Raw genomic sequence first — 22720 nt, forward strand, 5'->3', positions numbered from 1 at the left:
AAAATCGAGGCCGGTCTCTCCCGGCGAGTCACACCACTAGGCAGGTGTCGCTGCCGCTAGGCCCAGGGCGAGCGGCATTCCCTTGCCAATCCAGCATCAATACATCGGTACATAGACCAGCTCGATATCGACCCGTTGATTTTCCAACTTCCCGGCCGGGGTGGTGTTGTCGGCTACAAAGTCGGTGGCTGATGCGTAATTGACCATGATCTTCAGGGGCGATACCCCGTGATCTATCAGGTACTGCCGGGCTGCAGCGGCGCGAGCGAATGCCAGGGCTTCATCCTTTGCGCTGGGCCTGGTCGTGCTGGTGCGGCCGCTGACATAGACCACAGACGCATCCTTGGCATCGGCCAGGATCTCGGCCACGTCCGGGGCTGGCTGAAACCTCGCGCTGGAATCCGGGTAAGACACCCGGACCAGGGTTGATACGGGTGCACCGGCAGCGGTGAAATACGTCTCTTGGGCGGCGGCGGATTGTGTAATGCTGCCCAGTAATAACACGCTCAGTAAAATAACCATTCGGCCCATTTCAAGCTGCTCCTTTATGTTCTAGTCTCCGGCGTTGCGAGCCTCGCCGGTCCTGGATGTTCTCCGCCAGTGTGGCGGCCTGGAACTCCATTAGCGCCTTCTTGGTGGCGGTCGGTACACTCGAATCGGCTATCGCTGCCTTGCAAAGCTGCGACTGGACAAAGACCATTTGCCGCTTCATGTCCTGATTGCTGGCAATACGATTGCTATTCAGCTTTGATACGATCAGTAGCGTGTCATGCCTCAGACGGTAGAGGGCGGCCTTTGCTAGAGGGTCTGCATGTTTCGTGATTCTGATCCGGGTTCTTGGCTTTTTGTCAGACATTACATTTCCCTTTTCACAAGCTGCCGGGGGATATAAGCGTGGTCCTGTGTCGATTCGATGGTGATGGGCGTTGTCGCTGTCTCCTCGATGACCACCTCATCCGGGCTCAGTCGGTTATCCAGCCAGTTGGCCCATTTTGTCGCCTTCTTCATCAAGTCCGCCCGATAGACCACGTTGTATTTTGGCGTCCGTGAGTGATAGTTAGCGGCCCGAGTCCACAGGTCGCCCTGGTCGTTCATGATGTGCTGCCTCAACCGCCAGGCGGCCAGGTCGAACGGGTAGCATCCGCCAGCTGCTACATCGTTCGCCTGTATCCCATACCGTTCCAGATCCCGCAGATATGCCGTATTGAATTGCATTGGACCCACATCGTGGGTGCCGTTTTTATTCCGGACCCACTGACCAGGCGCACCGCCTTCTTTCTCTGCAACTGCCAGCACGATGTTGGCGGGTATCTCATATTTCACTGCTGCCGAGACCGCGCAGGTGATGCGCTCTTGTTCCATGGGAGGCAGATCCGCAACGAATGGCATGTCGATTACCAGTAGAAAGTAGGCCCGGCCGGCGTGCCTTCGATAAAAACATCCCCGTACATCTTGGTTGCGATGCAACCTTGTGGGTCCGATCCGTTATCGTTCTGCTGGCATATTCTGCCTTTTATGTAGTGACCGGGAACGTCTCTCCAACCGTTACAATCACCGGCGTCTGTATTATCCCAACTGGTGCATATCCGATGCGGGGCGATTTCTGCCGCTGGGCCATAATCAAAGGTCATATGGCTGCCACTTCCGGGAGGCGGATTTACAGCACATGAGCTGAACGCGGGGAGGGGGGGCTGGCGATGTCTCACGCGACTGATCATTGCGGAATAGGCTGCACCGCAGCCGGCGGGAAATCCTCCCGGCATACAGATCCAAATGGAACATTCCGCTTGTGATGCCGCATTGGCTGAATAGGGAGGAACCGCTGTCAGAAGCGCAGCGATAACAGCGACCAGTCTGGTTTTTCGGATCTCCGTTGGCATTGTTTGTCTCCTTGATTGATTCACGTGTTTTGTGTGCCGTTATCGCGGTTCACAAAGGCGGCGACCTCCGACTGAGGATCTGCGTCCTCACCCGATAGGCTGTTGTCCCCGAAAGAGGGGGTGTTATCACTACCAGCTCCCGAGTGCTCTGCGAGAAAATCGCGGGCCTCGTCGGCCTGCAGTTGCTCTCTCAGCTCGCCGGCAGCGGCTATGTCCTGCTTATCTTGGCGTGCCTGGGTGGTTGATCCTGGGTTGCGGATCTCCGATGCGATCTTTCCGCCAGCAGTCTGGTTTATGGCCCCCTTCGCGGAATCCACGATATTGGCGGCTTTGTCCTTAACGATCGATCCGGAGCCTTTAGCCAAGTTCGCGCCGGCGTCGGCGGCTATCTTTGTCGCTGTGCTGGCTGCCATTGCAGCGGCGGCCATGAAACCACCTTTGGGTTGTTGTGGTGAACTGCCGCCTGAATCAGAGGCTGTCTGTTGCGTTCCTGGTCCGCTGTCGTCTCCATTGGAACCCCCACCGTCCGAGCTGGACGCGCCTCCGCCCTCGCCGGCGACCGAATATTGGCCACCACCACTATTGGCAGCAGTATCTCCGGAGCCGCTGCCCCCACTCGCAGCGGTTCCACCGTTATCGCCTCCAGCGGGGGCCGTAGAGCCCATCGGAGAAGAAAAGCCGGCCGCCTCTGCAAGTGGGGTATTTCCTGTGCCTGGTAGTCCTCCACCGCCAGATCCACCACCACTGGGGTCACTGCCACCTCCGCCGCCAGATCCTCCGCCCCAGAGGCTTGTTAGTACATCGCTACCTGATGCCACGTTGGCGTTGGCTTGGGAGAAGGCGGCCATTAATGCGGAAGCCCCACCAGCTCCTTGTGTGGCGCCCGCTGCCACCATTGCGCCCCCCACGGCTGCTGCTGCTGCTGCCATACCGGCAGCCCCCATCGCTGCGCCGGCACCAAATTGACCAATGCCCATTCCCCCCACGCTTGCTCCGGTGATGATCCCAGAGATAAGCTGCGGCACCTTGTTGGTCAGCACAAAGATTACGAGTACAACAATCATGACCACGGCCATTTCAGAGAAATCGATTCCTGATTCCATGTTGTTGTAGTAGTCAAAGATGAGGGATTTACCTATGCCAATCAGGAGGATCATGGTCATAATCTGGGCGGCAATCCCCAGTACGGTTTTGTAGTAATTAATGGCCATGTCCGAGGTCCAGCGAGACCCGCCGAAACCGAGGAAGAATATGCCGCCGTAGGCTAGAATCCATGCTGAAATAAGTAGCAACAGCATGTTTACTGCGATAAGTGCAGAGAGCGCCAGAATGAATAAAGCCAAGATGACGCCAATGAAGCTATCTATCGGCGAAAGGGGGGATATTTCATAAAACGCCTTGCCTAGCAAAATGAACCCGATATCGACAATACTGGAGGGAGAGAAAGAGCCTGTTAATCCAGTCATTGATGCAGCCGCTCCACCCAGTCGCATCAAGGAATCAATAATAGACATGGCAAATGCCGGTCCGTTGTATAGAAGCCACCAAAAGAACCCGGTGAAGATGGTGAATCGAGTGAACTCGGCAAAAAATTCGCCAATGTCGGCCTTCCGTAGAGCCATCATGCCAAACGTCCAAACCATAGAGATCACTACCAGTATCCAGAAGAGCCTGGTAGCTGCCGCTTCAATTTTAGTGGCCCAGGAACTGGCGTTGTCCTTGAACTTTTGTACTATGTCATCCATGAGGTCTACGCTATCAATGGCCGCACTGGCATCCGCCGTGAACAACAACAGCACCAGGAGTAGCGGCCATGAGGCGTTAACGAAACGAGAAAGAGAGACGTTCACTGGCACAGCTCCTTAATAAAGATCGCTTGGTCCCCAGGTTTTTCCTGTGCTCGGTTTGAAAGTGCCCCGTCTAGCACATTTTCCGGCGAACTCTTCTCGGGCTGATTTAGGCTCAATGGCCATAATTATTTCTTTTTTGCAATTTGCATTGTTCACTTCAGGTAGCACAGTCACAGTTTCCGCGCCTGTATCTTCCGAAAAGCATCCAGACAGAAGGGCGGAGAAACTACCGATAATAAACACGAGCAGAAATTGATTTGCTTTCATAATTGTCTCCTTAATAAAGGTCGCTAGGTCCCCAGGTTTTTCCTGTGCTAGGTTTGAGATTGTCAGTGCTTGCCCGATACTTTTTACTTGCTGCCGCCAGTCTCGCCTCTTCCGCCATCTGTGCCTGCATTCGCGTGGTTGCCGCATTCTGTTGGGCAATCAGAAGCCCCCGGATCTGCAGAAGCTGATTAGCCTGCTGGCTGGCGAGCTGGTTGGCATAACCGATGGCCTCCATCTGCCCCGTTGAGCTTTGGGCGGCCGCCTGGAGCTGTTCTAGGCGGATGGCATCAGCCTGCATGGCGTCCTGTTGCGCATCGAGGCCGCGGAATAGGGCATCATTCGCTCGTTTCTGTGATGAGAAGCCAAGTCGGCGGGCGTCTTCCAATTTCTGCCATTCAGCCGCTGTACAGGTTCCGTTAGGATCAAGGCAGGGAGAGCTTTCGTAGTAATCGAGATCCCCGTACTGCGCCAGGTAGGTATCTACGTCGCCCAGGGTGGTCTTGTAGTACGCCAGGGAGTCGATGGCATTACGTAGGTTGTTCATTGTGACGGTGGCGTTGTCCCATATGTACGTGGACGGGGCCATCGTGTTCTGCAGCATGTTTTGATACTGCTGTAGTTGAGTTTGGTACTGCTGAATCAGCTTAAGGGTCTGGCTGACCGATTCCGAGGCGCTGACGGTAGTTTGCACGATGTTGGTTACATCGATAACCGGGATGCCGCCGGCTTGAACTGCCGGCAGCATCGGGCCGGTGGTCAATGCAATAGCCAGTGCGATTTTAGCGGCTAAATTTTTCCATATCATTGGGCTTCTCCCTTGGCGTTAATAATCAAAAGACTGGTACGGCTTCGAAAATGTCAGGTCCTTGGTGACGATGACGTTAAATCGAAAACCCGGGCGTATTTCCAGGGTTGGGGCAATACTCAAGTTCTTGGCGACCATCTGCCCGGTTACCTGGCCGAGCTGCTGCCCCAGTGCCTCGCTCAGGGCATCACTAGACCGTTGGCTATCGCTGCTGCTACCGGAATCATCCTGACTCAGGGCAATGCCTGCCGTGACTCCTGACATGAGCAGTGCGGAACCGAAAATTCTGAGATAATGATTGTTCGTCTTGTCGTTGAACCCTGCATATCCAGCGCCATCGGCACCAGGCATTGAACCAATGTCCAGGGCCTTGCCGTCCGGGAATACGACCCGTTGCCAGGCGACCAAGACACGTGACTGGCCGTAGGCCACATCACTCGAATAGGTCCCGACCAGGCGGGACCCTTGCGGGATCAGAAGATGGCGCCCGGTAGGCGTGTCATAGACGTGCTGAGAGATCTGGGCCACGATCTGTCCTGGCAGCTCCGAGTTGATGCCGGAAATCAGCGTGGCCGGCATTACGAAGCCTGCCCGCAGCTCATATGGAGAGCGAGGGGCTGCCGTGCGGGAGCCCAGCCGCCAGCGATCCTCGCCGCTGGCGCTATAGCTATCGGGTACTGTGGCGGTCTGCAGGAGCGCAGGTGCTCCCGTTGTGCCCGTGCCACCGGCACCGCCTGCTTGGTTGTCTATCGTGCTTTTTACCTGCTCCAGGCGAGCCTGGTAGGCGGCGGTAGGGTCATCCCGTGTTGCTGCGTTTATCTGCTGCCGTACAGCCGCCAGGCGCTCGATCATTTCCTGTCGAGTCCGGGGGGTGTTGTCGGGCACACTGGATACCGATGGCGCACTACGTGGTGCGGTCATCTGTACATTGGTTTTCGACTTCGCGGCCTCCTGGAGCATCTGCAGCTTTGCCATCCGTATGCGATCCGCCTCTTCGTCCCTGACCGGTGCCTGTAGCGGCGCCGGTTGATTCAGAGTCGGCGGAGGCACGGGCGGGAGATCCGGATTCTCTGGCCTTGCGATGATCAGCTTAGGGGCTTCTTCTTCCGGCACAGGAGGCGCTACAGCCGGTATGAATCCGTCTGTACGTGACCCCGCAATGTCTTTTGCGAAAACAGAGGTGGAGCCCCCTTGCTTCTCCTTGGTGTCTGCCGGCTCATTTTGCTGGGCGGCACGATCTGCGGCGACCAGCATCATGATCAGCAGGAACGACCCCATCAGTGCACCGAGGATGTAGACCGGCATGTTGTTGACCCGGCGAACGCCTCCCTTTTTGCTGACTTTGCCCGGAGAGGCGTCCGGTGCCATCTGGTCTGCGGTTGTATCCGTCATTCCATTACTCCTTGCGTGCCCAGTACCCGGCGGGGACAACGGTGCCGTTCTCCTGCCGGTATGGGCGATTAATGGCCTGGCCGCCGATCTGGAGGGTCAGTCGATATAGGTGGTCATCCTTCGCCTGGTCGAGGACGTACATCAGCGGCAAGCCTGCATCCGTTGCATCCGGTTCGTGCTGTGCCTTGGGTGAATACTCCTGGATCGCATAGCCAGCCTCCCGCAATCCATTCACCAGCTCGCTACCGAATACATCCGGGGTGGGTTGTTTTAGCGTGAGGCGCGTCTTTGCCGGCGGATAGAGCATGGCCAGTTGTTTCAACGCATCATTGGCGATCAGCTGGTCAACGCTGATCGGCTGATCCTTCAGGTAGTTGCCATACTGGCTCGGCCTACTCATTGTTGCACAGCCAGTCGCGGCCAGCGCCAGGATCAGGATGGCCATCCTGCTAATACTGAACATGGTCATATCCCCCCGCTTTTCGGTTGTCGGTTCCCCGGCTGATCGTCACGCGGTCCTGATTGCTGCCGACGCCGGCTATCAGGATCGCCTTATCAAACACCTGGTCAACGATGTAACGGTCTCCCTGTACGCGGTAGTTGACCAGCACGGTTTCGTCATCACTGAAAAAGCCCCCGGTCTTGCGGACCACCAGCAGACTCGGCGCTTCTGTCTGCGCCATTGCGTCAGGCATCTGAATGATGGTCTTTCGTCCGTCGTTATAAACCCGTACAGGCTTCCAGCGGGCCTCTCCGGACAGTTCATAATCGAAAGACAGGTTGCCCAGGTACTCGCCGGTCTGGGGGATGGTTCTGGCCTCGCGCTCTTGCGTTTCTCTGGTACGGACCGCATCCCATTTGGCTAGGGTGTCCTCCGGATAGGAGAATGCCACTTGCGGCATGTACTGGGTCCGATGTGACCGCAGCCGCAGGTGATAGGTGCGGCGATTCGTGGTGACGACCAAGGAGGTTTCCAGGCCTACATCCATCGGCTTGATGATGAGGTGCTGGGTCTCGCTTGCTCCGCTGCCGGTGATTGCCGGTTCCACCATCCAGCGGGCGGTATCGCCCAGGTGGATCGAGTTGACCAGCTCGCCGGGCTGCAGAGCCACATCACAGATCTGCAGGACCGCACAGACAATGCTGGGCTGTTGGGCACCGAACAGGAACCGTACTGATCCATCGGGACCCGCGACGGGCTTCATGCCGGTGGGTGTGCCGGCGGCCCACCGTTTGGCAATGCCAATAGCCGCCTTTTCCTGTGCGGTCAGTGTGGGATTGTTTTTAGAGAAAAACTTCTCTGCCAGGTCGCCATCGGCACCGGCCAGGGCCACGGTGGGCACCACCAGCGCGGCACCCAGGACTGCAATAAATCGCTTCTTCATGGTGGTTTGCCTCGTGTTCAAAGGAGTTTCGACCAGGAGTAATCACGCACGTAGATCCCGGTGGGATTCATGCGGATCTGTTCCTCGGTGGTTTGTGGAGTAGGTGCGGTGGTGTAAACCGTGATCAGGGCTCGCATGTTCACGGGCTTTCCGACGGCGACCCCCTGCCGGTCTCGGGTCGTTTCCACCCAATCCACCTGCCAGGTGTCCGGGGATTGCGGTATCACCGATGTGATCTCGGTACTGACCATGACCTTCGCGGCCCGTTGGAACGGGCTGGAATCTTCCGAGCCGTTCAGCCACTCGTTAGTTTTTGCCGTGGCCGGATCATTGGCGGCCAGCTTGGCGTAGATGCGGAAGATGGCTTTACGTTGCAGGGCCACATCCGGAGAGACCATGCGAGCATCGGTAATGAACTCCGCTACCGAGGCATGTATCACGCGCTGATCCACGGGAGAGGCTGCCGTTACAGGACCGGCCGATATGGCCTGTCCCAGCTTATCCACCTCAATCACATAGGGGATGAACCTCGACTGAGCGCCGATATGGATGATCCCACCTACAGCGGCCAGCACGATCATGAGGGTCAGGATCGCTACTACCTGCCACATCCGGCGCGAGGCAACTTGAGCGCCTACGTGATCATTCCAGGTGCGGCGTGCCGACAGATAGGGGTTCTCGCTTTCCCCCTGCCGGCGGCCGCCGGCAATGGCGTGTTCTCCACGCCGTGGGTCGGCGTCGGCGGGCTTCTTGAATACGATGCCCTTCATGGTGTCGCTAAAGCTCATGCTGCCTCCAGATAGTTGTTCAATTTCAGCCCCCGGGCGGCCAGCCAGTGGTCCACCCACTGATCTCCATACTTGGCTTCGAGGTGTTGAATAGTTGCGATGGATTCCTTGTCGGTAGCGCCGACGAACGCCAGAGCCAATGGGCCTAATGCCAGCTCATAGAGGCGGCGGCCCGCTTCCGAGACGCAGTAATATTGGCGCTTGGGTATGGCGGTGGCGAGGATCTCGATCTGGCGGTTGTTGAGGCCCATGCGCCGATAGAGAGCGGCGGTTTCCTCATCCCGTGCGTAGACGTTCGGCAAGAATATTTTTGTTGCCGTGGATTCCACGATCACATCCAGGATGCCGGAATTGGCGGCATCGGAGAGGGATTGAGTAGCCAGCAGCACTAGGCAATTTTTCTTTGCAAATGCCTTGAGCCATTCCCTGATCTTGTCCCGGAATACCGGATGGCCGAGCATGATCCAGGCTTCATCCAGCAGAATGGCGGCCGGCTGACCTTTCAGGCTGCACTCGATGCGCCGGAACAGGTAGAGCAGCACAGGCAGGGCGAACTTCTCGCCCAGGTTCATCAGCTCCTCGATCTCAAACGTGGTGAAGTCGGCCAGCGCCAGGCCGTCCTCTTCGGCATCCAGCAGGTGCCCCATCATGCCGTCGATGGTGTACTGTTTCAGGGCCTCGCGGATCTTCTCATCCTGGATCGTTACCGTGAATTCCGACAATGTGCGGGCACCGCTCTGGTGCATGCTTATGATGGCGTTGCCGATCTCGTTGCGTTGCGCCGGGCTGGTCTCCACGCTGTTCAGGGCCAGGATGGTATCGATCCACTCCATTGCCCAGGCACGGTCGCCCTTCGATTCCAAGAACTGCAGCGGGCAGAACGCCAGCCGGCTATCGTCAGAGGCTACAGAGAAGTGCCGGCCACCCACCGCGGCGGTGAGCGGATACATCGACATGCCTTTATCGAATGCGTAGATCGACATGCCCTGGTAGCGCCGGAGCTGCGCCGCGATCAGGCCGAGGTGGGTGGATTTACCGGCCCGTGTCGGCCCGAACATCAGCGCGTGGCCCAGGTCCCGTACATGCAAATTGAGCCGGAAGGGTGTGCTGCCGCTGGTTACACAGTGCATCAGCGCCGGGGCCATTGGTGGATACATCGGGCATGGCGCGTGCTCGCTGCCGGTCCAGATGGTACTGATCGGCATCAGGTCGGCCAGATTCATGGTGTTTATGTGTGGCCGCCTGACGTTCTCCACGCCGTGGCCTGGCAGGCTGCCGAGGAATGCGTCAACGGTGTTGATGGTTTCGATCCGGGAGGCGAAACCGAGGGAGTCGATCGCTTTGGCGACCTGGCGGGCGGATCGCTCCAGTTTCTCCCGATCTTCGTCCATTAATACGACCGCGCTGGTGTAGTAGCCACCGGCTACCAGCCCGCTGTTGATATCGGCAATGGCAGCTTCCGCGTCCGCAACCATCGATAGAGCATCCTGGTCTACGGCACCCGAGTTCGTGTTGAACACCTGGTCGAAGAATCCGCGTATTTTCTGCTTCCACTTCTTGCGGAATTTATCCAGGTGCTTCACCGCTTCATGCTGGTCCATGAAAATGAACCGTGATGACCAGCGATATTCACTGGGCAGCTCAGACAGTGCGCTCAAGATCCCCGGAGTCGATTCCAGCGGGAACCCGTCGATAGCGACTACCTGGATATACTTTCGGCCGATCTTGGGCACCACGCCGCCCCAAAACTCCTGCCCACCGATGATGTTATCCAGGTACATCGGATTGTTGGGCAGCATGATCGGCTGGTTATTACCCGTGGCGCAGAATTGCAACCAGCTCAGGAAATCATCGTGGGTGTGCCTGCTCCCGTCCTCGTCAACGACTTGGTGCCCCTGCAGCCGCGTGAGCTGCACGGCAGCCGATAGGCGGGATTCGATCGTCTGTATCTCATGCTTGAACTGTTCGATGAGGCCCTTTGTCCGGGCCTTGTGATTTGGCACTGGCGTATCATCGTCAAACATCAGCTCAACGAATTTCCGTTGCGCCAGCATGGGCGGAAACCAGGTCAGGGTGAGGATGAAATACCCCTCGTACATGGTCCCTGCCCGCTCGAAAAGTGCGCGGCGCTCTTCATCGATAGCGGCGGATACCGGGTCCGGAAAATGTGACAGCTCACGTTGCGAATACCGAGGGGCTGGCCGGCGCGGTGCATCGATGTGGATCATCCAGCCACTGCCGAGTCCGGCAAGCGCCTGATTGATACGAGCGGATACCATGTTGCGCTGTTCGTCGGTGCTGCTGCCGTTGTCGTCGCCCTGGTACAGCCAGGCGGCCATGAATGCGCCGTTTTTACAGACGATAACGCCGTTATCGACTTCGGCGGCATAGTTGAGCAGGTCGGCGAATCCCTCATCCTTGGACCGATGTTTCTTCAGTCGTGATTCTGCCCCGGCGACCTGTATACGACCGTACAGGATCAGCACCAATACCACCCCGAGGGTAGCAATCGTGTAGCTCACCATTTCTAGTTCAATCATCTGTAACGCTTCCCTTGTGTTGCCGTGTTTTCCCGGAACGGTGTACTGCGAGGCGGGTAATACCCCTGATATCTCCGGTGGCGGAGGTAGACGAATCGCATTTTCGGATCGGACTTCGCCATGATTCGGCATGCGAAGAGCGCACCGAACCACAGGACGAGGCCGAATACCGTTGCCCGGAGCTCCTGGGCTGTGAAGATCAGTGCGCCGGCCAGGAGGCCGGCGAACATCACCAGCTCACGGTCCCCGCCCATAAACAGGTTTTCGCGGTTGCCAGCTCTACGGATGGGGATCGTGCGGAGCGCCATGATTACTCACCCTCCCCCGCCTTTCGGGCTGACGCCACCACCTGGTGGGCCGCATCATTGGCCGGTGCCGCGATCACTGCGCCACGGCCGAAGAATGTTGACATCATGTTTTGTGCGCCGACCAGCAGCGCCATAACCAGAACAATGAAAATCAGGGTCCGGAAGAAACCGTTAAGCTCGCCGCCAAAGATCAGCACGCCGCCGGCTACAACAATGCCGATGATCGCCAGGGCGAAGGCGACGGGGCCGGTTACGGAGTTGCGGAGATCGGTCAGCCAGCTCTCATAGGGGAGAGATCCGCCCGTTCCCACAGAAGCCAGCGCCTGCTGAGGGATCATCATGATGGCCACGGCCAAGGCGGCCAGGGCGAACGCCCACATCATGCGGTTACTTTGGGCAAAGGGGTGAGACAGTTGCATTTGGTTGTTACTCCTAAACGGTTTTGGTGAGGTATTGGCCATTGTCGAATCCGGATACCTCGATGATTTCCTGGATCTGGCGGCCGCTACTGGTACGGGCGATATGAACGACCATATGAACCGCCTCGCCTATGAGCGGTTCGATGGGTTTGGGTGAATCAGGGTGCATGCTGATCAGCATGGCGAGACGATCCAAGCCGGACTTGGCGTTATTGGCGTGGAGCGTGGCGGCCCCGCCTTCATGCCCAGTATTCCAGGCCATGAGCAGATCCAGAGCCTCGGGTCCGCGCACCTCGCCGACCAGGATGCGGTCGGGGCGCATCCGCAGCGTGGTTTTCAGCAGCGCCGTCATGGTTACGTCCAGGCTGGTGTGGTACTGCACATAGTTTTCGGCCGCGCACTGGATTTCCCCTGTGTCCTCGATAATGAAAACTCGTTCGGTGGGATCGTTGGCAACCATCTGATTGATGATTGCGTTTACAAGAGTAGTTTTGCCGCTGCCGGTTCCGCCGATCACCAGGATGTTTCGGTGCGCCCGCACGGCGTCGATCAGCACGTCCCGTTGCTGTTCGTTCATTACGCCGCTTTCGACATACTGATTGAGGGTAAAGATGGCCACCGCCTTTTTTCGGATGGCGAATGTGGGCGCTGGTACGACAGGTGGGAGCTGGCCGGCGAACCGGGAGCCGTCCAACGGCAATTCGCCCTCCAGGATCGGTTTTTGGCGGGTGACCTCTTTGCCGTGGTAGCCGGCTATGGTCTCGATGATGGCCTGGGCCTGCGCCGTGCGTAGCGAGCCCATGCAGCGCATCGGCTCGCCGAGGCGCTCTTGCCAGAGGCGGCCATCAGCATTCAGCATTATTTCTACGGTTTTCGGGTCTCTCAGTGCGGCCAGTAGCTCCGGCCCCATGTCGCGTTCGAGCTTGCGCTTCGCACGTTCCTTGATGCTATTCGTTTCGTTCTTTCCTGGTGTCATCCCGGTTCCTAGACGTTATTTCCTATCCTTCTGGCGAACATACGATATAGCGAAACTATTCGAGATGCAATACTTCGTGCATATCGAATGGGTAGCGCCCTTTCGATGTATGTTCTTGTCAGTGGGAATCGCCTAATTTTTAGACCAAATTAGACAAATCGATTTAGGTTTTTTTAGCGGCTAAAACGCGGGGTTTGGGCGTTCGTTCCGTGAAACTGTGGTATTCCTATTTTTTTCCTCTAGCTTTTTTTTGGTCTCATCGCCCCATTTTTTGACGATGAATGCTTTGTGCTCGGGTAGTACGGCTGTAACTCGTTCGTACCCTGCCGGCAGGCTTTTTATGGCCGGGTGTCCGGCCAGTTCTTCCAGTGTCTTGCTATCCATATCGGTAGACTCCAGCAGCATGGGCAAGGCAACGCCTAGTGCCGTCGCTAGGGATTCCATCACCTTCAGACTCGGGTTTGCCTTGCCGGTCGTTAGATCAGAGAGGAACGAGATTGACACCCCTGATCGTTTCGACAGCTCTTGCTTGGTCATGTCGCGCTCTTCTAGGATGCGCAGCACATTCGTGAAGAAAATGAAATCGTACACTGGGCCTCTGCTTGAGAGCGGTTTATTTTAGCGGCTAAAATTTTCCGCGTTATTATATCGATATATCGAAGTATATCTTTAGCCGTTTATTCTACCTTTTATGCACGTTCTGCGCATCCCCCGCGTTGCGGGTCGGGCTGCTCCAGGTTCCGCTTCGCACCATCCCCTCCGCTTCGCTTCAGGGACAAGCCTTCCGTATCCCTGATGCCTCCGCGCTCCGCTTGGTTAATAAAGAGCCAATAGACCCTATCGGGACTATTGGCCGGCTTTTGTTTGTATGCCCCAAACAGATGCTTCGCAACTGTCCGGGGCTGATAAGGGGCTCTGCCCCTCGCTCACGCAAGGGGTCTCCCCAACCTTCCGCGTTTCGCTGCGCTTCACTTGTGCAGGCCGGGCGATCCCCCTCCCCTTGCGTTCTCTACCCCCGCACTTCGCCAGTGGGTCAGGAGCGCAGGCGCTCAAATCCAAAACATCAAAAGCAGGGGGAACCAATGGACGTATTGACCAAGGAACTGATTCGTTTGCATGGCAAGGAAGGGCTCAGAGCCGAACAGTGGTTTGATTTGATGATCGATGACGTAATGGCGGGGTTTGGCCTGAAACTGACTGAGATCCCCGCTGACGCGGTGCGAGAGGTGTTGTTCAATCTTTCCGGGCTGTATGCGAAAGAGGCCATAGCCGCCGCTCCGTTTACGGATATCCTGGGGCCTGTCCACATGGAGTTGGTCAGCCGATACCACCAGAAAGGGACGGGTCAATTTTTCACGCCAGGCGAGATTTGCCAGCTGTTGGCCAGGCTAAATATGGGCAATAGTCCCTTGCCCTCTGATCGTCTTACCCGTATCTGTGATCCGGCTGTGGGCGCTGGGGGGCTGATGTTGGCTGCTGCAAACCACATTTGCGAGACGCACGGACCGGAAGCCCTGAAGTTGGTTTCCTTCACTGGCGTGGATATTGATAGGCGCTGTGCCCGGATGTTTCCCTGCCAAATGCTTTCCACCCTATTCCTTAACCAGATCCAGCTTGGTGAACTGGTCTCTTATCATGGGAATACTCTGGGCGATCCTTCCGGCTGGTCTACCTATTGTAACTACTCTCGGGCCGATCTACCGATGCCTGTAGCGCCCGCCGATCAGCCGGAGGTTAAGGCGTCCGTGGCCGCGTCTATCGCTATCGGTGGGAAACCAGTCCGGGAACAAATGCCGCTATTTTAAATCCTATTGTGTATGTTTATCGAATTTGATAATGTGCGGTTCTTATGAACACCGTAGACTCTAGGCAGCCCGATAATCTCCGGATACGCGCCGAACTAATGAACGAGATCGCCCGGCTTTACTACGAAAGCGGCCTATCCGGTCGAGAGATGGCGAAACGCCTGGGCACCACAGGGCCGCGCCTCAGCGACGTGCTTAACGGGCGTGTTGAAAAATGTACCGTTGATCGATTGATCAAGATGCTGGCGGCCGTTGGATGCCGTGTCTGCCTCTCTGTTGATCGGCCCGACTTGGAACTTTGATATGGCAAATAATCGCAACAAGGGCGACAAGACATCTGACATCCTTACCGTTGATTACCGTAAACCCGTGCCGGACTGGGTGCGGGCGGCCATCGATGAGCACATGGGCCAAGACCTTGAGGACGCAAAGCACGCCGGCGCGCTGGGTTTCATGGCCAGGGCGTTGGTGATGGCCACCATGCCCTACAAGGACCCGAAAACAGACGCCTTCACCCGCAAGAACGGAGAATTCCGGCTGCGCATCCTCGCCGGTTATGAAGGTGGTATCCCCTACGGCATCTATCCTCGCCTGCTGCTGTCCTGGGTGACCACAGAGGCCGTTCGGTGTCAGTCGCCTGTGATCGAGCTAGGGGACTCCCTGCGCGGATTCCTCCGCGAGGTGATGGAGCTGCGCTCCAGCAGCGGCGGTTCCCGTGGAACCTCTACGCGAGTCTCCGAGCAGATGAAGCGGCTCTTCGGTGCCCTCATCACCGCTCAGTACACCGGCGACCTGGGCAACGGCCGTAAGGGTTTCAAGTTGCGCAATGTGATGATCGCCGATGACCTCAGTCTCGATGGGGAGGACTGGGCGCTTGACGGGGACAATGATCCCAGTAGCGCCCTGTGGCGTCCACAAGGACAGGACGAGGCCGGTACGTGGCAATCCACCGTCCGGCTGAGCCAAAATTTCTTCCAGGAGTGTATCGACCGACCGATACCGATCGATCTGCGGGCCTATAAGTCGCTACGCGGTTCTCCGCTCGCCATGGACGTGTACACATGGCTCACTTACCGGATGAGCTACACCGAGCGCCGGACCCGTCCGATCCCCTGGGCCAGCCTCATGCTTCAGTTCGGCAGCAACTTCAAAAACGACCAGGCGGTGCGCGACTTCAAGAAGGCTTTCTTGAAGGCCCTTAAGGCGGTGGCCGTTGTGTATCCTCAAGCACAGGTGGATGTGAAAGATAATGGGCTGGTGCTGATTCCCTCCCCAACACACATACAGCCGGTGGGTCAGCCGCGACAGAAAGAACTGTTCTGATGCTGCGCTGAAGAACTCCCGGCCGGTGCATTGAGACCAAGTGCGCTGAAGAACTCCCGCCCCTGTTCTTGTGAATAACCCTGTGAGTATCAAGAGTTATCCGCGCTGAAGAACTCCCGCCGTTAAATGTACTGTATAATCAATGCGTTAGTTATTTTATTGTTGAAAGCCGTGCGCTGAAGAACTCCCGCCTCGTGCGCTGAAGAACTCCCGCTGCAAAGGCCGATAATCTGCGCTAAGCTATTGATATACTTTAATAATACTCACATTTTCTCACCTTACCCTATATCTATCTTCCTTTAAATAAACCTGTAGTTAGTGCCTCCGATCTGTGGATAAGGTAAAAATCAAAATCGGCGCTCGCTGCATACAAAAGCGCCTGCCCTTCGCCTTCCATGGCTTCGCCCCGCGCAAGCGCGGCCTGGGCTGGCCATCCATGGCCAGCTAAAGTTTGCACGCTTACAAAGGGGCTTCGCCCCTCTGCACACCCCATGGCGTTCAGACTACGGCACCCCAACACGTACAGTGCCGCCACCTAGCTCCAGAGCTTTAATCAAGTCCCAGGTTTAACACCAAGGGAAGATCGGCGGTGATTGCCCCCCTCAAGTGTCAGGTAATCAATTACTGTGCTTGACTATTAGGGCATTTTGCCCTAATATGTGTCTTGAAGGCCGGGCTTCTCGCCCTGGTCAATTACCGGAGAATTTCCGATGAATGAAATACAAGAACAGGTCCCTGTTTCCGCGTCCCTGGTTGCTGAAGATAACCGACTGGACTTCCTTCCTACTTCCTTCACTCCGCGCCTGATGATGCACGGTGAGGCCTTGGTCTATGCCTGGATGGACCGCCTTTCCGAAGACTACAAGGGCGGGTATTGGCATTTTTACACTCTGTCGAATGGCGGCTTTTACCTGGCGCCGGCTTTGGAAAGCCCTATGCGCGTGGCAGTCGCCGGCAACTGGTTCGAGGGCGAATTGTCGGCTGACGCTGCCGGGATCGTCGCCACGCTCTTCGCATTGTGTCAGCTTGCGGCTGATGCGCAAGGGACTGACGCGGGTGATCTACTGATCGACCGCTATTACTTCCTGCGCGATTTCGCTGCCGAGCATGCCGAAGGTCCGGCCATTTTCCGCGCTATTGACTGATGAGGGGCGGCCCCGGTTTCAAGCCGGGGCCAAACCAAGGGGCAGGGGATGAGTGAGCGGGACAAACAAGCCGCCGAATTGGCGGCCTCGATGCCAGATGATCAAGCGGCGCTGCTGGATGTGGCGATGATAGCCGTGGACGATCTGCATGCGGCGGCCATTGGCGGAGACCAAGAGGCGGCCAGGGCGGCGGCGGATAGATACGAGGCGACCGTCTGGAAACTGAACGGAGGCACTTTCTTTGGGTGTATGGCCGATGTGAATGCACCGGGCCACCTGGTTGAGCGGCATTGTCGGGCCGTGCCTGGTGAGGTTCCCAAATGGGGGCAGTCAGGAGATTTTTTGATCGAGGTGGAGGGTATTCGTGCCATGGTAGAGTTTGGCGACGGTATGGGTGTGCTGCACACGGAGTTCATTTTCCATGCAGTGGACTTGGATAAGCTTTTTATTTCAGAAACCGGCTACCGTTGTCACTACGATGATATTTACTTGAGGCAATGCGTGGACGAAGCTGCAGCGGCCGTATTTGCGGCCTACCTCAAGGATAAGAAACACCCAATTGATGAAGAATATCGGGATCGCCTGGCAAGAGAGTTGCTGCCGGCCTGGCTGGTGCGCCTGGACCCGCCGGCGCACCGATCCCCGGCGACTATTTCAGTGCCACCAGGTCACGAACTGGTGGATGTGATACTGCCCAAGCACCGGGCGTTTATAGCCAGAAAATGGGCGGCGCAGGCTCAGGAGAGACTAGCGGCCAAGGCCGCAGATTTGTACGCCAAGAAGGGGATGTTTAAGCCCGGATTGCGATGTGAAGTTGTTAAGGTCTATCGGCGGTGTTTTGCTAAGGAATTGGGGAAACCAGTGATAATTACGCGGGTTGATCCTGGTTCCAGGCAGGTCTGGGCATATATGGATCGCCCGGTTGAATATAAAATTCGCAAGGGAAGGCGTGAAATATTTTATGATCCGAAGTGCAGAACATACCGTTTCCACTTCGATCAGCTGCGTCCTTTTCCGGATGGCGAAGCAAACTAAGAGCAAAAGAATATGACCGATACACCAAATATACGCCTGGAGTGTTTACGACCAGCAGAGACCTGGACGCAGCCGAGCGGGGAAGAGGTGAGGGAGGCGCTTCGTTTGGCGCATTTCACCGGCAGCAGAGCGGCAAAGGCCCTGGGGCTTGGAGCTAGGGGAGACAGAACAGTCCGGCGCTGGATCGGTGAAGACTCTGCGATACCTTACGCGGCTTGGGCGCTTCTTTGCGACTACGCCGGGCTAGGTATCATCTGGAGAAAATAATTTTAGCGGCTAAAATTCCCCTTGCTCTTTTCTGGAGGTTTAGCTAAACTATGCAGCATAGGGCATTATGCCCTATTGTATATCTGAAGGCCGAGCTTCTCGCCCTGGTCAATTACCGGAGAATTTCCGATGAACTCACAGAAGAAAACCATCCAGGGAGATACCCTGTCCACCGAGCAATGGGATGCGCTTTGTCGTTTTGCTGGTTATGAGGGGCGCCAGTGGAAGTCGGTGCTGGCTCAGTGTTGGCGGAATGGTTGTTATCCCTGGCATGTAAAAAACACCTCTAACGACGAAGCCTATCTTCAGCAGATCCGCAACCGGCGTGGATCTGGTTGGCTCATGAAGTGCAACCTTCGGCTTGATTGAGGTAGCAGGGATCTGTTTGTTTGGGTGGTTGGTGACGCCCCGGATTAACCGGGGCGTCTGGCCTGGCGCTGGCACACCAAGACCATGCTTCCCAGGGTGGGAGAGCTATCAGCATTGAACACGCAAGTTCATGGAGGGTCAAGTTATGTCGAATATCGTACAGTTTCCTAAATCGCCTCAAGTCACGGAAGAGGTTAGCACCGGGCCGGTTGTTAACAGCGATGACTCAGCTAAGCGACCTGGTAGGATCTATCGTGCTGGTAGGGGAATATTGCGTTTTCTATGGCTGTTGCTGGTTCTGTTCTGGCCTCTGTTGAGGTTGGTGGTTATTGCTGATGTGACCTTCCAGATGTTCCGGATGATCTACTACTGGAGTTCTCCAGAGATGAATGCCGGATGGGTCTTTTTGGGGCATTTCTCAGTGCTTACTCTACTCACCTATCTGGTCGCCTCGTACCCAGCGGATGATGTTTTAGCGGCTAAAAAAGTTGACAGAAAAAGCAATGTTTAGCTAAACTATCCATTCTATTGGCGGCTGGCACCGCTATTTTTTAGACAATCAGGGTGGCGTGATTATGGGTGCAGTGTATGAAAAAGCAGCTAACCGAAGCCCAGTTCCAGGCGGCAGTAAAACACTTGGATATCGGCCAACAGACCGTCGATATAGCGCGGGGTGTGTTGGTCGAGGGCAGAACGCAGGCGGAGTTTGCAAAGGCGCTAGGGCTCACCAAGGGGGCGGTTTCCCAGGCAGTGAAGCGGGTTTGGTTGGCGCACACGGCGGAGAATCTGCCGGAAGGGTACGAGCGGGTCACGGTCGTACTGCCGGAACACAAGGCGTTCATCGTCAAGAAATGGGGCGAGGACGCCAAGAAAAAGCAGGGAACAGAATCATGAAAACAATGGTCACCGCGAATCAGAAAGGCGGGGTTGGAAAAACGGCAACGCTGGTGCACCTGGCGTTTGATTTCGTGGAGCGCGGCTTGAGGGTTGCGGTAGTCGATCTGGATACGCAAGGGAACGCCTCCTATACGCTACAGGCCTTCGCCAGTGGTTGTACGGCGAGCAGGATGTTTAATGGGGCTGAGGGCCTGGCTGACCATTTCGGGGATATGGGCGATGGCGGTTTGATGCGATTGATCGAATCAGACCCGCAAATGGCGGATATGGAAAAACGGAGTATTTCCGAGGCTGGTGCCGCTTTCCGGGCTAATATCGAGGCATTGGAAGCGGCTGGCTTTGATGTGGTGTTGATCGATACTGCGCCATCGTTGGGCGTGGGACTGGCTGCTGCGCTACTGTCCGCGGACTACGTGCTATCGCCCATCGAGCTGGAGGCGTACAGCATCCAGGGCATTAAAAAGATGGTTACCACGATTGCCAATGTCCGAAAAGCTAACCCCAAGCTGAAATTCCTTGGGATGGTCCCAAGCAAAGTTGATGCACGTAACCCCCGCCATGGCCGGCATCTGGCCGACCTGGAGCAGGCCTATCCGCAGTTGCTCATACCTGCCGGTGTGGGACTGCGTAGCAGTATTGCCGATGCGCTGGCGAGTGGGGTGCCTGTTTGGAAGATAAGAAAGACGGCAGCCCGTAAGGCCGCGAAAGAAGTTCGCGCACTGGCTGACCATGTGATTACAAAAATGGAGATCGTTTGATGAGTGCCAAGACAGCTACTAAAAAGCAATCGCCTGCAATGTCGGGTTTGGGCCTGGATGGCATCGGCGATCTGTCGAGTCTGTTGGGTGATCCTTCGACCGGGGGTTCTTCAGGTGGTCCACTTGAGATACCGCTGGATTTGATCGATGAGGACCCGAATCAGCCGCGCCATGCAGATAATCCAGGTTTCTCAAAGGAGAGCCTGGGCGAGCTGGCCGCGACGATCCGCGACCGGGGCGTTAAGTCGCCGATCTCGGTGCGCGAGCATCCCGAGGCGGAGGGCCGCTACCTCATCAACCACGGTGCCCGCCGCTATCGCGGCTCGAAGGTGGCCGGGAAGGAAACTATCCCGGCTTTCGTTGATAACGACTACAACGAGGCCGACCAGGTTATCGAGAACCTGCAACGTAACGAACTGACGGCCCGCGAGATTGCCGATTTCATCGGCCGCGAGCTGGCGACAGGGAAAAAGAAGCAGGCGATTGCGAAGGAGATCGGCAAGTCCCCGGCGTTCGTCACTCAGCACGTCACATTGCTGGATCTGCCGGAACCCATTGCAGTTGTGTTCAATGCTGGCCGGGCCAATGACGTTACCGTTGTTAATGAGCTTGTCAAGGCCTACAAGAAGAACCCGGAAGAGGTCGGCGCGTGGCTGGATGATGATGACCAGGAGTTGACGCGGGGATCGGTCAAGCTGCTACGCGAGTACCTGGAGGACAAGCGGCAGCATGAAGAGAAAAACGAGGACCCCAATCCAGGTAACACCGAGGAAGAGGAAGAGGGGGAGAAGAGCCCACAGGAGAGAAGAAGCCGAAAAAAGACCCTGATCCGGATCAGCTGAAAAAGGCTATCGTGCTGGTGACGCATGACGGCAGGGCGGCGCGTTTGATTCTCAATCGTCGTCCCCCTACCGATGGTTTCGCCTGGTTGAAAGACGAACTGGATGGCCACGAGTACGAAGCAGACCTGACCCAGGTGCAGTTGGTATCGATCATGGAGGGGTAACAGGCCCTCCACTAGAACACCCCTCCTTGACCCCGCCAATGTGCGGGGTTTTTTTTGCCTGTCGAATAGAATAAAGGTTGCATAATAATAATAATTATATTATTCTTATTATTATCTTATCAGAGTCAGGAGATTACCCGTATGAATCAACCCACTATCCCCGCTGACGTGCGTGAGCGCATCGTCGCTGTTGCCGATCAGCTCTATCAGGAGGTCGAGCGCGAACGGTTCCCTACTGTCGATCAGGTGCGCCGCGCTGCCAAGGTGAATATGAACGACGCCTCCGCCATCATGAAGGAGTGGCGCCGGGCGCAGACCGCCCAGGCCGCCCCTGTAGCCATCCAGGTCCCGGAGGCCATACAGCAGGCGAACGCCGCAGCCGTGGCCACCCTCTGGCAGCAGGCCCAGGAGTTGGCGAACGAGAGTCTGCGTGCCGCTCAGGCCGGTTGGGAGGCGGAGCGTGGTGAGCTGGACGCCATGCGTCAGGAACTCGCCGAGGCCTACGAGACGCAAGCCCGCGAGCTGGATCAGGTGGAGGTGCGCGCCGCAGCCGTCGAGCAGGCTGCCCAGGAGGCCGCGAAACGGGCAGCCGACGAGATCGGCGCTGTCCGGACCGAGCTGGTCCAGGCCCTTACCCGTGCCGAGCGTGCCGAGGCCAAAGCCGACGAAATAGAGCGCCGGGCCACCGATCTGCGCACCGAGTTGGACCACGCGCACCGGGAGCAAGAGCGCCTAGCTGCAGCTGCCGAGGCAGATCGGTCCCGGGTCGCGTCTGTGATCCAGGAGCGTGACCGCCTGGCCGCCGAGGTGGCCAACCTGTCGGCCAAGCTCGATACTGAACGGGATTCTCACCAGGAACAGCGTAAGATCTCCGCCCAGGAGGCTCACCGGGCCACCGAACGTCTGACTAAGGCCCAGGCGGAGCGCGACGAGGGACGTATGGTTGCGTCTACTGCGCGGGAAGAGGCGGCTGCCCTGCGTGGGGAGATCGATGCCTTGCGCCAGCAGCTCGCCAGCCAGCAGGAGTTGTTGCGTGGCCTCGCCGGCCCCAAAGGTGACGGTAAGGCTGATCGGCGCAAGTGACGTGGGCTGTCGAGGGGGTCAGTGGTAATGTAGTCTATTAGACTAACAACCCATAACGGGAAAATAGAGAATTATGAAACAACGTCTTGTGGTGATGAACGGTCAGCGCATCGTTCAAACAGAGCAGGGAGGAGCATGGAAGAATGAGAAGGTTGATAAGGCCGGCGCATTGAAGCCGGGTATGTACAACCTATATATGGCCCAGGAAGCCGATAAAACCAAGTCGTATGACGGTCAGATCGTCCATGCTGATAGCAGTGGAGTTTACCAGCAGTTCGGCAAAAAGTTTGTCATGCACTCACCCAAGGATTTCGATATAGTACCTGCTATCGGCAGCGCGAAATCCATTAATTATGATGCGCAAGGGAAGGCCCAAGTGTCCGCGATGGCGGCGCAACGGGGGCGCAGCCGATCACGTTAAT

28 protein-coding genes are annotated in these 22720 nt (G+C 56.8%); 13 read left to right on the top strand and 15 right to left on the bottom strand.

Annotation, left to right across the window (positions count from 1 at the left end):
* Nucleotides 1-96: 96 nt before the first annotated feature.
* The 15 genes from SIL79_RS20385 to SIL79_RS20455 form a co-directional block, all read right to left on the bottom strand.
* Nucleotides 97-531, bottom strand: a complete 435-nt coding sequence (locus SIL79_RS20385) for an OmpA family protein (RefSeq protein ID WP_319619980.1) — start codon at nucleotides 529-531, stop codon at nucleotides 97-99.
* A 1-nt stretch (nucleotide 532) separates the two neighbouring features.
* Nucleotides 533-856, bottom strand: a complete 324-nt coding sequence (locus SIL79_RS20390; RefSeq protein ID WP_319619981.1) for a hypothetical protein — start codon at nucleotides 854-856, stop codon at nucleotides 533-535.
* Nucleotides 856-1389 (bottom strand): lysozyme family protein, encoded by a 534-nt coding sequence (locus SIL79_RS20395; protein ID WP_319619982.1) that lies wholly within the window; start codon nucleotides 1387-1389, stop codon nucleotides 856-858. Before SIL79_RS20395 ends, SIL79_RS20390 begins: the two co-directional genes overlap by 1 nt.
* 511 nt (nucleotides 1390-1900) lie before the next feature.
* On the bottom strand, nucleotides 1901-3730 hold the full coding sequence (gene trbL, locus SIL79_RS20400) for a P-type conjugative transfer protein TrbL (protein WP_319619983.1): 1830 nt from the start codon (nucleotides 3728-3730) through the stop codon (nucleotides 1901-1903).
* A 12-nt stretch (nucleotides 3731-3742) separates the two neighbouring features.
* Nucleotides 3743-3997, bottom strand: a complete 255-nt coding sequence (trbK, locus tag SIL79_RS20405; RefSeq protein ID WP_319619984.1) for an entry exclusion lipoprotein TrbK — start codon at nucleotides 3995-3997, stop codon at nucleotides 3743-3745.
* 10 nt (nucleotides 3998-4007) lie between these two features.
* Entirely contained in the window at nucleotides 4008-4802 is a 795-nt protein-coding gene (trbJ, locus tag SIL79_RS20410) for a P-type conjugative transfer protein TrbJ (RefSeq protein ID WP_319619985.1), read from the bottom strand.
* 18 nt (nucleotides 4803-4820) lie between these two features.
* Nucleotides 4821-6194, bottom strand: coding sequence for a TrbI/VirB10 family protein (locus SIL79_RS20415; RefSeq protein ID WP_319619986.1), 1374 nt, complete (start codon nucleotides 6192-6194; stop codon nucleotides 4821-4823).
* Between the two features lie 4 nt (nucleotides 6195-6198).
* Nucleotides 6199-6663 (bottom strand): conjugal transfer protein TrbH, encoded by a 465-nt coding sequence (locus tag SIL79_RS20420; protein WP_319619987.1) that lies wholly within the window; start codon nucleotides 6661-6663, stop codon nucleotides 6199-6201.
* Nucleotides 6644-7579 (bottom strand): P-type conjugative transfer protein TrbG, encoded by a 936-nt coding sequence (gene trbG, locus SIL79_RS20425; RefSeq protein ID WP_319619988.1) that lies wholly within the window; start codon nucleotides 7577-7579, stop codon nucleotides 6644-6646. Before trbG ends, SIL79_RS20420 begins: the two co-directional genes overlap by 20 nt.
* 17 nt (nucleotides 7580-7596) lie before the next feature.
* Nucleotides 7597-8367 carry a conjugal transfer protein TrbF gene (locus SIL79_RS20430; RefSeq protein WP_319619989.1) on the bottom strand — a complete coding sequence of 257 codons (771 nt, stop codon included), beginning with the start codon at nucleotides 8365-8367 and terminating at the stop codon, nucleotides 7597-7599.
* The gene (locus tag SIL79_RS20435) at nucleotides 8364-10907 is read right to left on the bottom strand and encodes a VirB4 family type IV secretion/conjugal transfer ATPase (RefSeq protein ID WP_319619990.1); all 2544 of its coding nucleotides are present in this window, start codon (nucleotides 10905-10907) and stop codon (nucleotides 8364-8366) included. Before SIL79_RS20435 ends, SIL79_RS20430 begins: the two co-directional genes overlap by 4 nt.
* Nucleotides 10904-11215, bottom strand: a complete 312-nt coding sequence (locus SIL79_RS20440; protein ID WP_275099875.1) for a conjugal transfer protein TrbD — start codon at nucleotides 11213-11215, stop codon at nucleotides 10904-10906. The genes SIL79_RS20435 and SIL79_RS20440 overlap by 4 nt, the downstream gene beginning before the upstream one ends.
* Nucleotides 11216-11217: 2 nt before the next feature.
* Nucleotides 11218-11634, bottom strand: coding sequence for a conjugal transfer system pilin TrbC (gene trbC / locus SIL79_RS20445; RefSeq protein WP_405130446.1), 417 nt, complete (start codon nucleotides 11632-11634; stop codon nucleotides 11218-11220).
* Between the two features lie 13 nt (nucleotides 11635-11647).
* Nucleotides 11648-12610, bottom strand: a complete 963-nt coding sequence (gene trbB / locus SIL79_RS20450) for a P-type conjugative transfer ATPase TrbB (RefSeq protein WP_319619992.1) — start codon at nucleotides 12608-12610, stop codon at nucleotides 11648-11650.
* 180 nt (nucleotides 12611-12790) lie between these two features.
* Nucleotides 12791-13201: a transcriptional regulator gene (locus tag SIL79_RS20455; protein ID WP_319619952.1), complete on the bottom strand. Its 411-nt coding sequence runs from the start codon at nucleotides 13199-13201 to the stop codon at nucleotides 12791-12793.
* Nucleotides 13202-13692: 491 nt separating this feature from the next.
* On the opposite strand from SIL79_RS20455, the gene SIL79_RS20460 reads away from it, so the two are divergent.
* The 13 genes from SIL79_RS20460 (at nucleotide 13693) to kfrB (ending at nucleotide 22719) form a co-directional block, all read left to right on the top strand.
* Nucleotides 13693-14415, top strand: coding sequence for an N-6 DNA methylase (locus SIL79_RS20460; RefSeq protein WP_319619951.1), 723 nt, complete (start codon nucleotides 13693-13695; stop codon nucleotides 14413-14415).
* Between the two features lie 44 nt (nucleotides 14416-14459).
* The gene (locus SIL79_RS20725; RefSeq protein ID WP_405130423.1) at nucleotides 14460-14717 is read left to right on the top strand and encodes a helix-turn-helix domain-containing protein; all 258 of its coding nucleotides are present in this window, start codon (nucleotides 14460-14462) and stop codon (nucleotides 14715-14717) included.
* Nucleotide 14718: 1 nt separating this feature from the next.
* A complete protein-coding gene (locus SIL79_RS20465; protein WP_319619950.1) occupies nucleotides 14719-15738 on the top strand; it encodes a replication protein RepA in 1020 nt (339 codons plus the stop codon).
* A 710-nt stretch (nucleotides 15739-16448) separates the two neighbouring features.
* Nucleotides 16449-16883 (top strand): antirestriction protein, encoded by a 435-nt coding sequence (locus SIL79_RS20470; protein ID WP_319619949.1) that lies wholly within the window; start codon nucleotides 16449-16451, stop codon nucleotides 16881-16883.
* Nucleotides 16884-16931: 48 nt separating this feature from the next.
* A complete protein-coding gene (locus tag SIL79_RS20475) occupies nucleotides 16932-17918 on the top strand; it encodes a klcB (RefSeq protein WP_319619948.1) in 987 nt (328 codons plus the stop codon).
* Nucleotides 17919-18314: 396 nt separating this feature from the next.
* Complete coding sequence (locus SIL79_RS20480) at nucleotides 18315-18554, top strand: hypothetical protein (protein ID WP_319619947.1); 240 nt, start codon at nucleotides 18315-18317, stop codon at nucleotides 18552-18554.
* Between the two features lie 145 nt (nucleotides 18555-18699).
* On the top strand, nucleotides 18700-19065 hold the full coding sequence (kleE, locus tag SIL79_RS20485; RefSeq protein WP_319619946.1) for a KleE stable inheritance protein: 366 nt from the start codon (nucleotides 18700-18702) through the stop codon (nucleotides 19063-19065).
* 77 nt (nucleotides 19066-19142) lie between these two features.
* Nucleotides 19143-19448: a transcriptional regulator KorA gene (locus SIL79_RS20490; RefSeq protein WP_319619945.1), complete on the top strand. Its 306-nt coding sequence runs from the start codon at nucleotides 19143-19145 to the stop codon at nucleotides 19446-19448.
* Nucleotides 19445-20209 (top strand): ParA family protein, encoded by a 765-nt coding sequence (locus SIL79_RS20495; protein ID WP_319619944.1) that lies wholly within the window; start codon nucleotides 19445-19447, stop codon nucleotides 20207-20209. Before SIL79_RS20490 ends, SIL79_RS20495 begins: the two co-directional genes overlap by 4 nt.
* Complete coding sequence (locus SIL79_RS20500; RefSeq protein ID WP_452580760.1) at nucleotides 20209-21051, top strand: ParB/RepB/Spo0J family partition protein; 843 nt, start codon at nucleotides 20209-20211, stop codon at nucleotides 21049-21051. Before SIL79_RS20495 ends, SIL79_RS20500 begins: the two co-directional genes overlap by 1 nt.
* A gap of 44 nt (nucleotides 21052-21095) precedes the next feature.
* Nucleotides 21096-21215, top strand: a complete 120-nt coding sequence (locus SIL79_RS20740; protein WP_452580758.1) for a transcriptional repressor KorB C-terminal beta-barrel domain-containing protein — start codon at nucleotides 21096-21098, stop codon at nucleotides 21213-21215.
* A gap of 141 nt (nucleotides 21216-21356) precedes the next feature.
* A complete protein-coding gene (locus SIL79_RS20505) occupies nucleotides 21357-22298 on the top strand; it encodes a DNA-binding protein (protein ID WP_319619943.1) in 942 nt (313 codons plus the stop codon).
* Nucleotides 22299-22371: 73 nt separating this feature from the next.
* A complete protein-coding gene (kfrB, locus tag SIL79_RS20510) occupies nucleotides 22372-22719 on the top strand; it encodes an IncP plasmid survival protein KfrB (RefSeq protein WP_319619942.1) in 348 nt (115 codons plus the stop codon).
* The last annotated feature ends 1 nt before the right edge of the window (nucleotide 22720 follow it).

The organism is Shewanella indica, from assembly GCF_033842865.1.
Classification (GTDB): domain Bacteria; phylum Pseudomonadota; class Gammaproteobacteria; order Enterobacterales; family Shewanellaceae; genus Shewanella; species Shewanella indica.

Excerpts from the sequence above, each read along its gene's own strand:
- trbB (WP_319619992.1), bottom strand. The coding sequence starts at position 12,610 with ATGACACCAGGAAAGAACGAAACGAATAGCATCAAGGAACGTGCGAAG.
- SIL79_RS20470 (WP_319619949.1), top strand. The coding sequence starts at position 16,449 with ATGAATGAAATACAAGAACAGGTCCCTGTTTCCGCGTCCCTGGTTGCT.
- SIL79_RS20480 (WP_319619947.1), top strand. The coding sequence starts at position 18,315 with ATGAACTCACAGAAGAAAACCATCCAGGGAGATACCCTGTCCACCGAG.
- SIL79_RS20500 (WP_452580760.1), top strand. The coding sequence starts at position 20,209 with ATGAGTGCCAAGACAGCTACTAAAAAGCAATCGCCTGCAATGTCGGGT.
- SIL79_RS20415 (WP_319619986.1), bottom strand. The coding sequence starts at position 6,194 with ATGACGGATACAACCGCAGACCAGATGGCACCGGACGCCTCTCCGGGC.
- SIL79_RS20420 (WP_319619987.1), bottom strand. The coding sequence starts at position 6,663 with ATGACCATGTTCAGTATTAGCAGGATGGCCATCCTGATCCTGGCGCTG.
- SIL79_RS20385 (WP_319619980.1), bottom strand. The coding sequence starts at position 531 with ATGGGCCGAATGGTTATTTTACTGAGCGTGTTATTACTGGGCAGCATT.
- trbJ (WP_319619985.1), bottom strand. The coding sequence starts at position 4,802 with ATGATATGGAAAAATTTAGCCGCTAAAATCGCACTGGCTATTGCATTG.
- SIL79_RS20390 (WP_319619981.1), bottom strand. The coding sequence starts at position 856 with ATGTCTGACAAAAAGCCAAGAACCCGGATCAGAATCACGAAACATGCA.
- SIL79_RS20460 (WP_319619951.1), top strand. The coding sequence starts at position 13,693 with ATGGACGTATTGACCAAGGAACTGATTCGTTTGCATGGCAAGGAAGGG.
- SIL79_RS20505 (WP_319619943.1), top strand. The coding sequence starts at position 21,357 with ATGAATCAACCCACTATCCCCGCTGACGTGCGTGAGCGCATCGTCGCT.
- trbC (WP_405130446.1), bottom strand. The coding sequence starts at position 11,634 with ATGCAACTGTCTCACCCCTTTGCCCAAAGTAACCGCATGATGTGGGCG.
- trbG (WP_319619988.1), bottom strand. The coding sequence starts at position 7,579 with ATGAAGAAGCGATTTATTGCAGTCCTGGGTGCCGCGCTGGTGGTGCCC.
- SIL79_RS20495 (WP_319619944.1), top strand. The coding sequence starts at position 19,445 with ATGAAAACAATGGTCACCGCGAATCAGAAAGGCGGGGTTGGAAAAACG.
- trbK (WP_319619984.1), bottom strand. The coding sequence starts at position 3,997 with ATGAAAGCAAATCAATTTCTGCTCGTGTTTATTATCGGTAGTTTCTCC.
- SIL79_RS20465 (WP_319619950.1), top strand. The coding sequence starts at position 14,719 with ATGGCAAATAATCGCAACAAGGGCGACAAGACATCTGACATCCTTACC.
- kfrB (WP_319619942.1), top strand. The coding sequence starts at position 22,372 with ATGAAACAACGTCTTGTGGTGATGAACGGTCAGCGCATCGTTCAAACA.
- SIL79_RS20395 (WP_319619982.1), bottom strand. The coding sequence starts at position 1,389 with ATGCCATTCGTTGCGGATCTGCCTCCCATGGAACAAGAGCGCATCACC.
- SIL79_RS20725 (WP_405130423.1), top strand. The coding sequence starts at position 14,460 with ATGAACACCGTAGACTCTAGGCAGCCCGATAATCTCCGGATACGCGCC.
- SIL79_RS20490 (WP_319619945.1), top strand. The coding sequence starts at position 19,143 with ATGAAAAAGCAGCTAACCGAAGCCCAGTTCCAGGCGGCAGTAAAACAC.
- SIL79_RS20430 (WP_319619989.1), bottom strand. The coding sequence starts at position 8,367 with ATGAGCTTTAGCGACACCATGAAGGGCATCGTATTCAAGAAGCCCGCC.
- SIL79_RS20475 (WP_319619948.1), top strand. The coding sequence starts at position 16,932 with ATGAGTGAGCGGGACAAACAAGCCGCCGAATTGGCGGCCTCGATGCCA.
- SIL79_RS20435 (WP_319619990.1), bottom strand. The coding sequence starts at position 10,907 with ATGATTGAACTAGAAATGGTGAGCTACACGATTGCTACCCTCGGGGTG.
- kleE (WP_319619946.1), top strand. The coding sequence starts at position 18,700 with ATGTCGAATATCGTACAGTTTCCTAAATCGCCTCAAGTCACGGAAGAG.
- SIL79_RS20440 (WP_275099875.1), bottom strand. The coding sequence starts at position 11,215 with ATGGCGCTCCGCACGATCCCCATCCGTAGAGCTGGCAACCGCGAAAAC.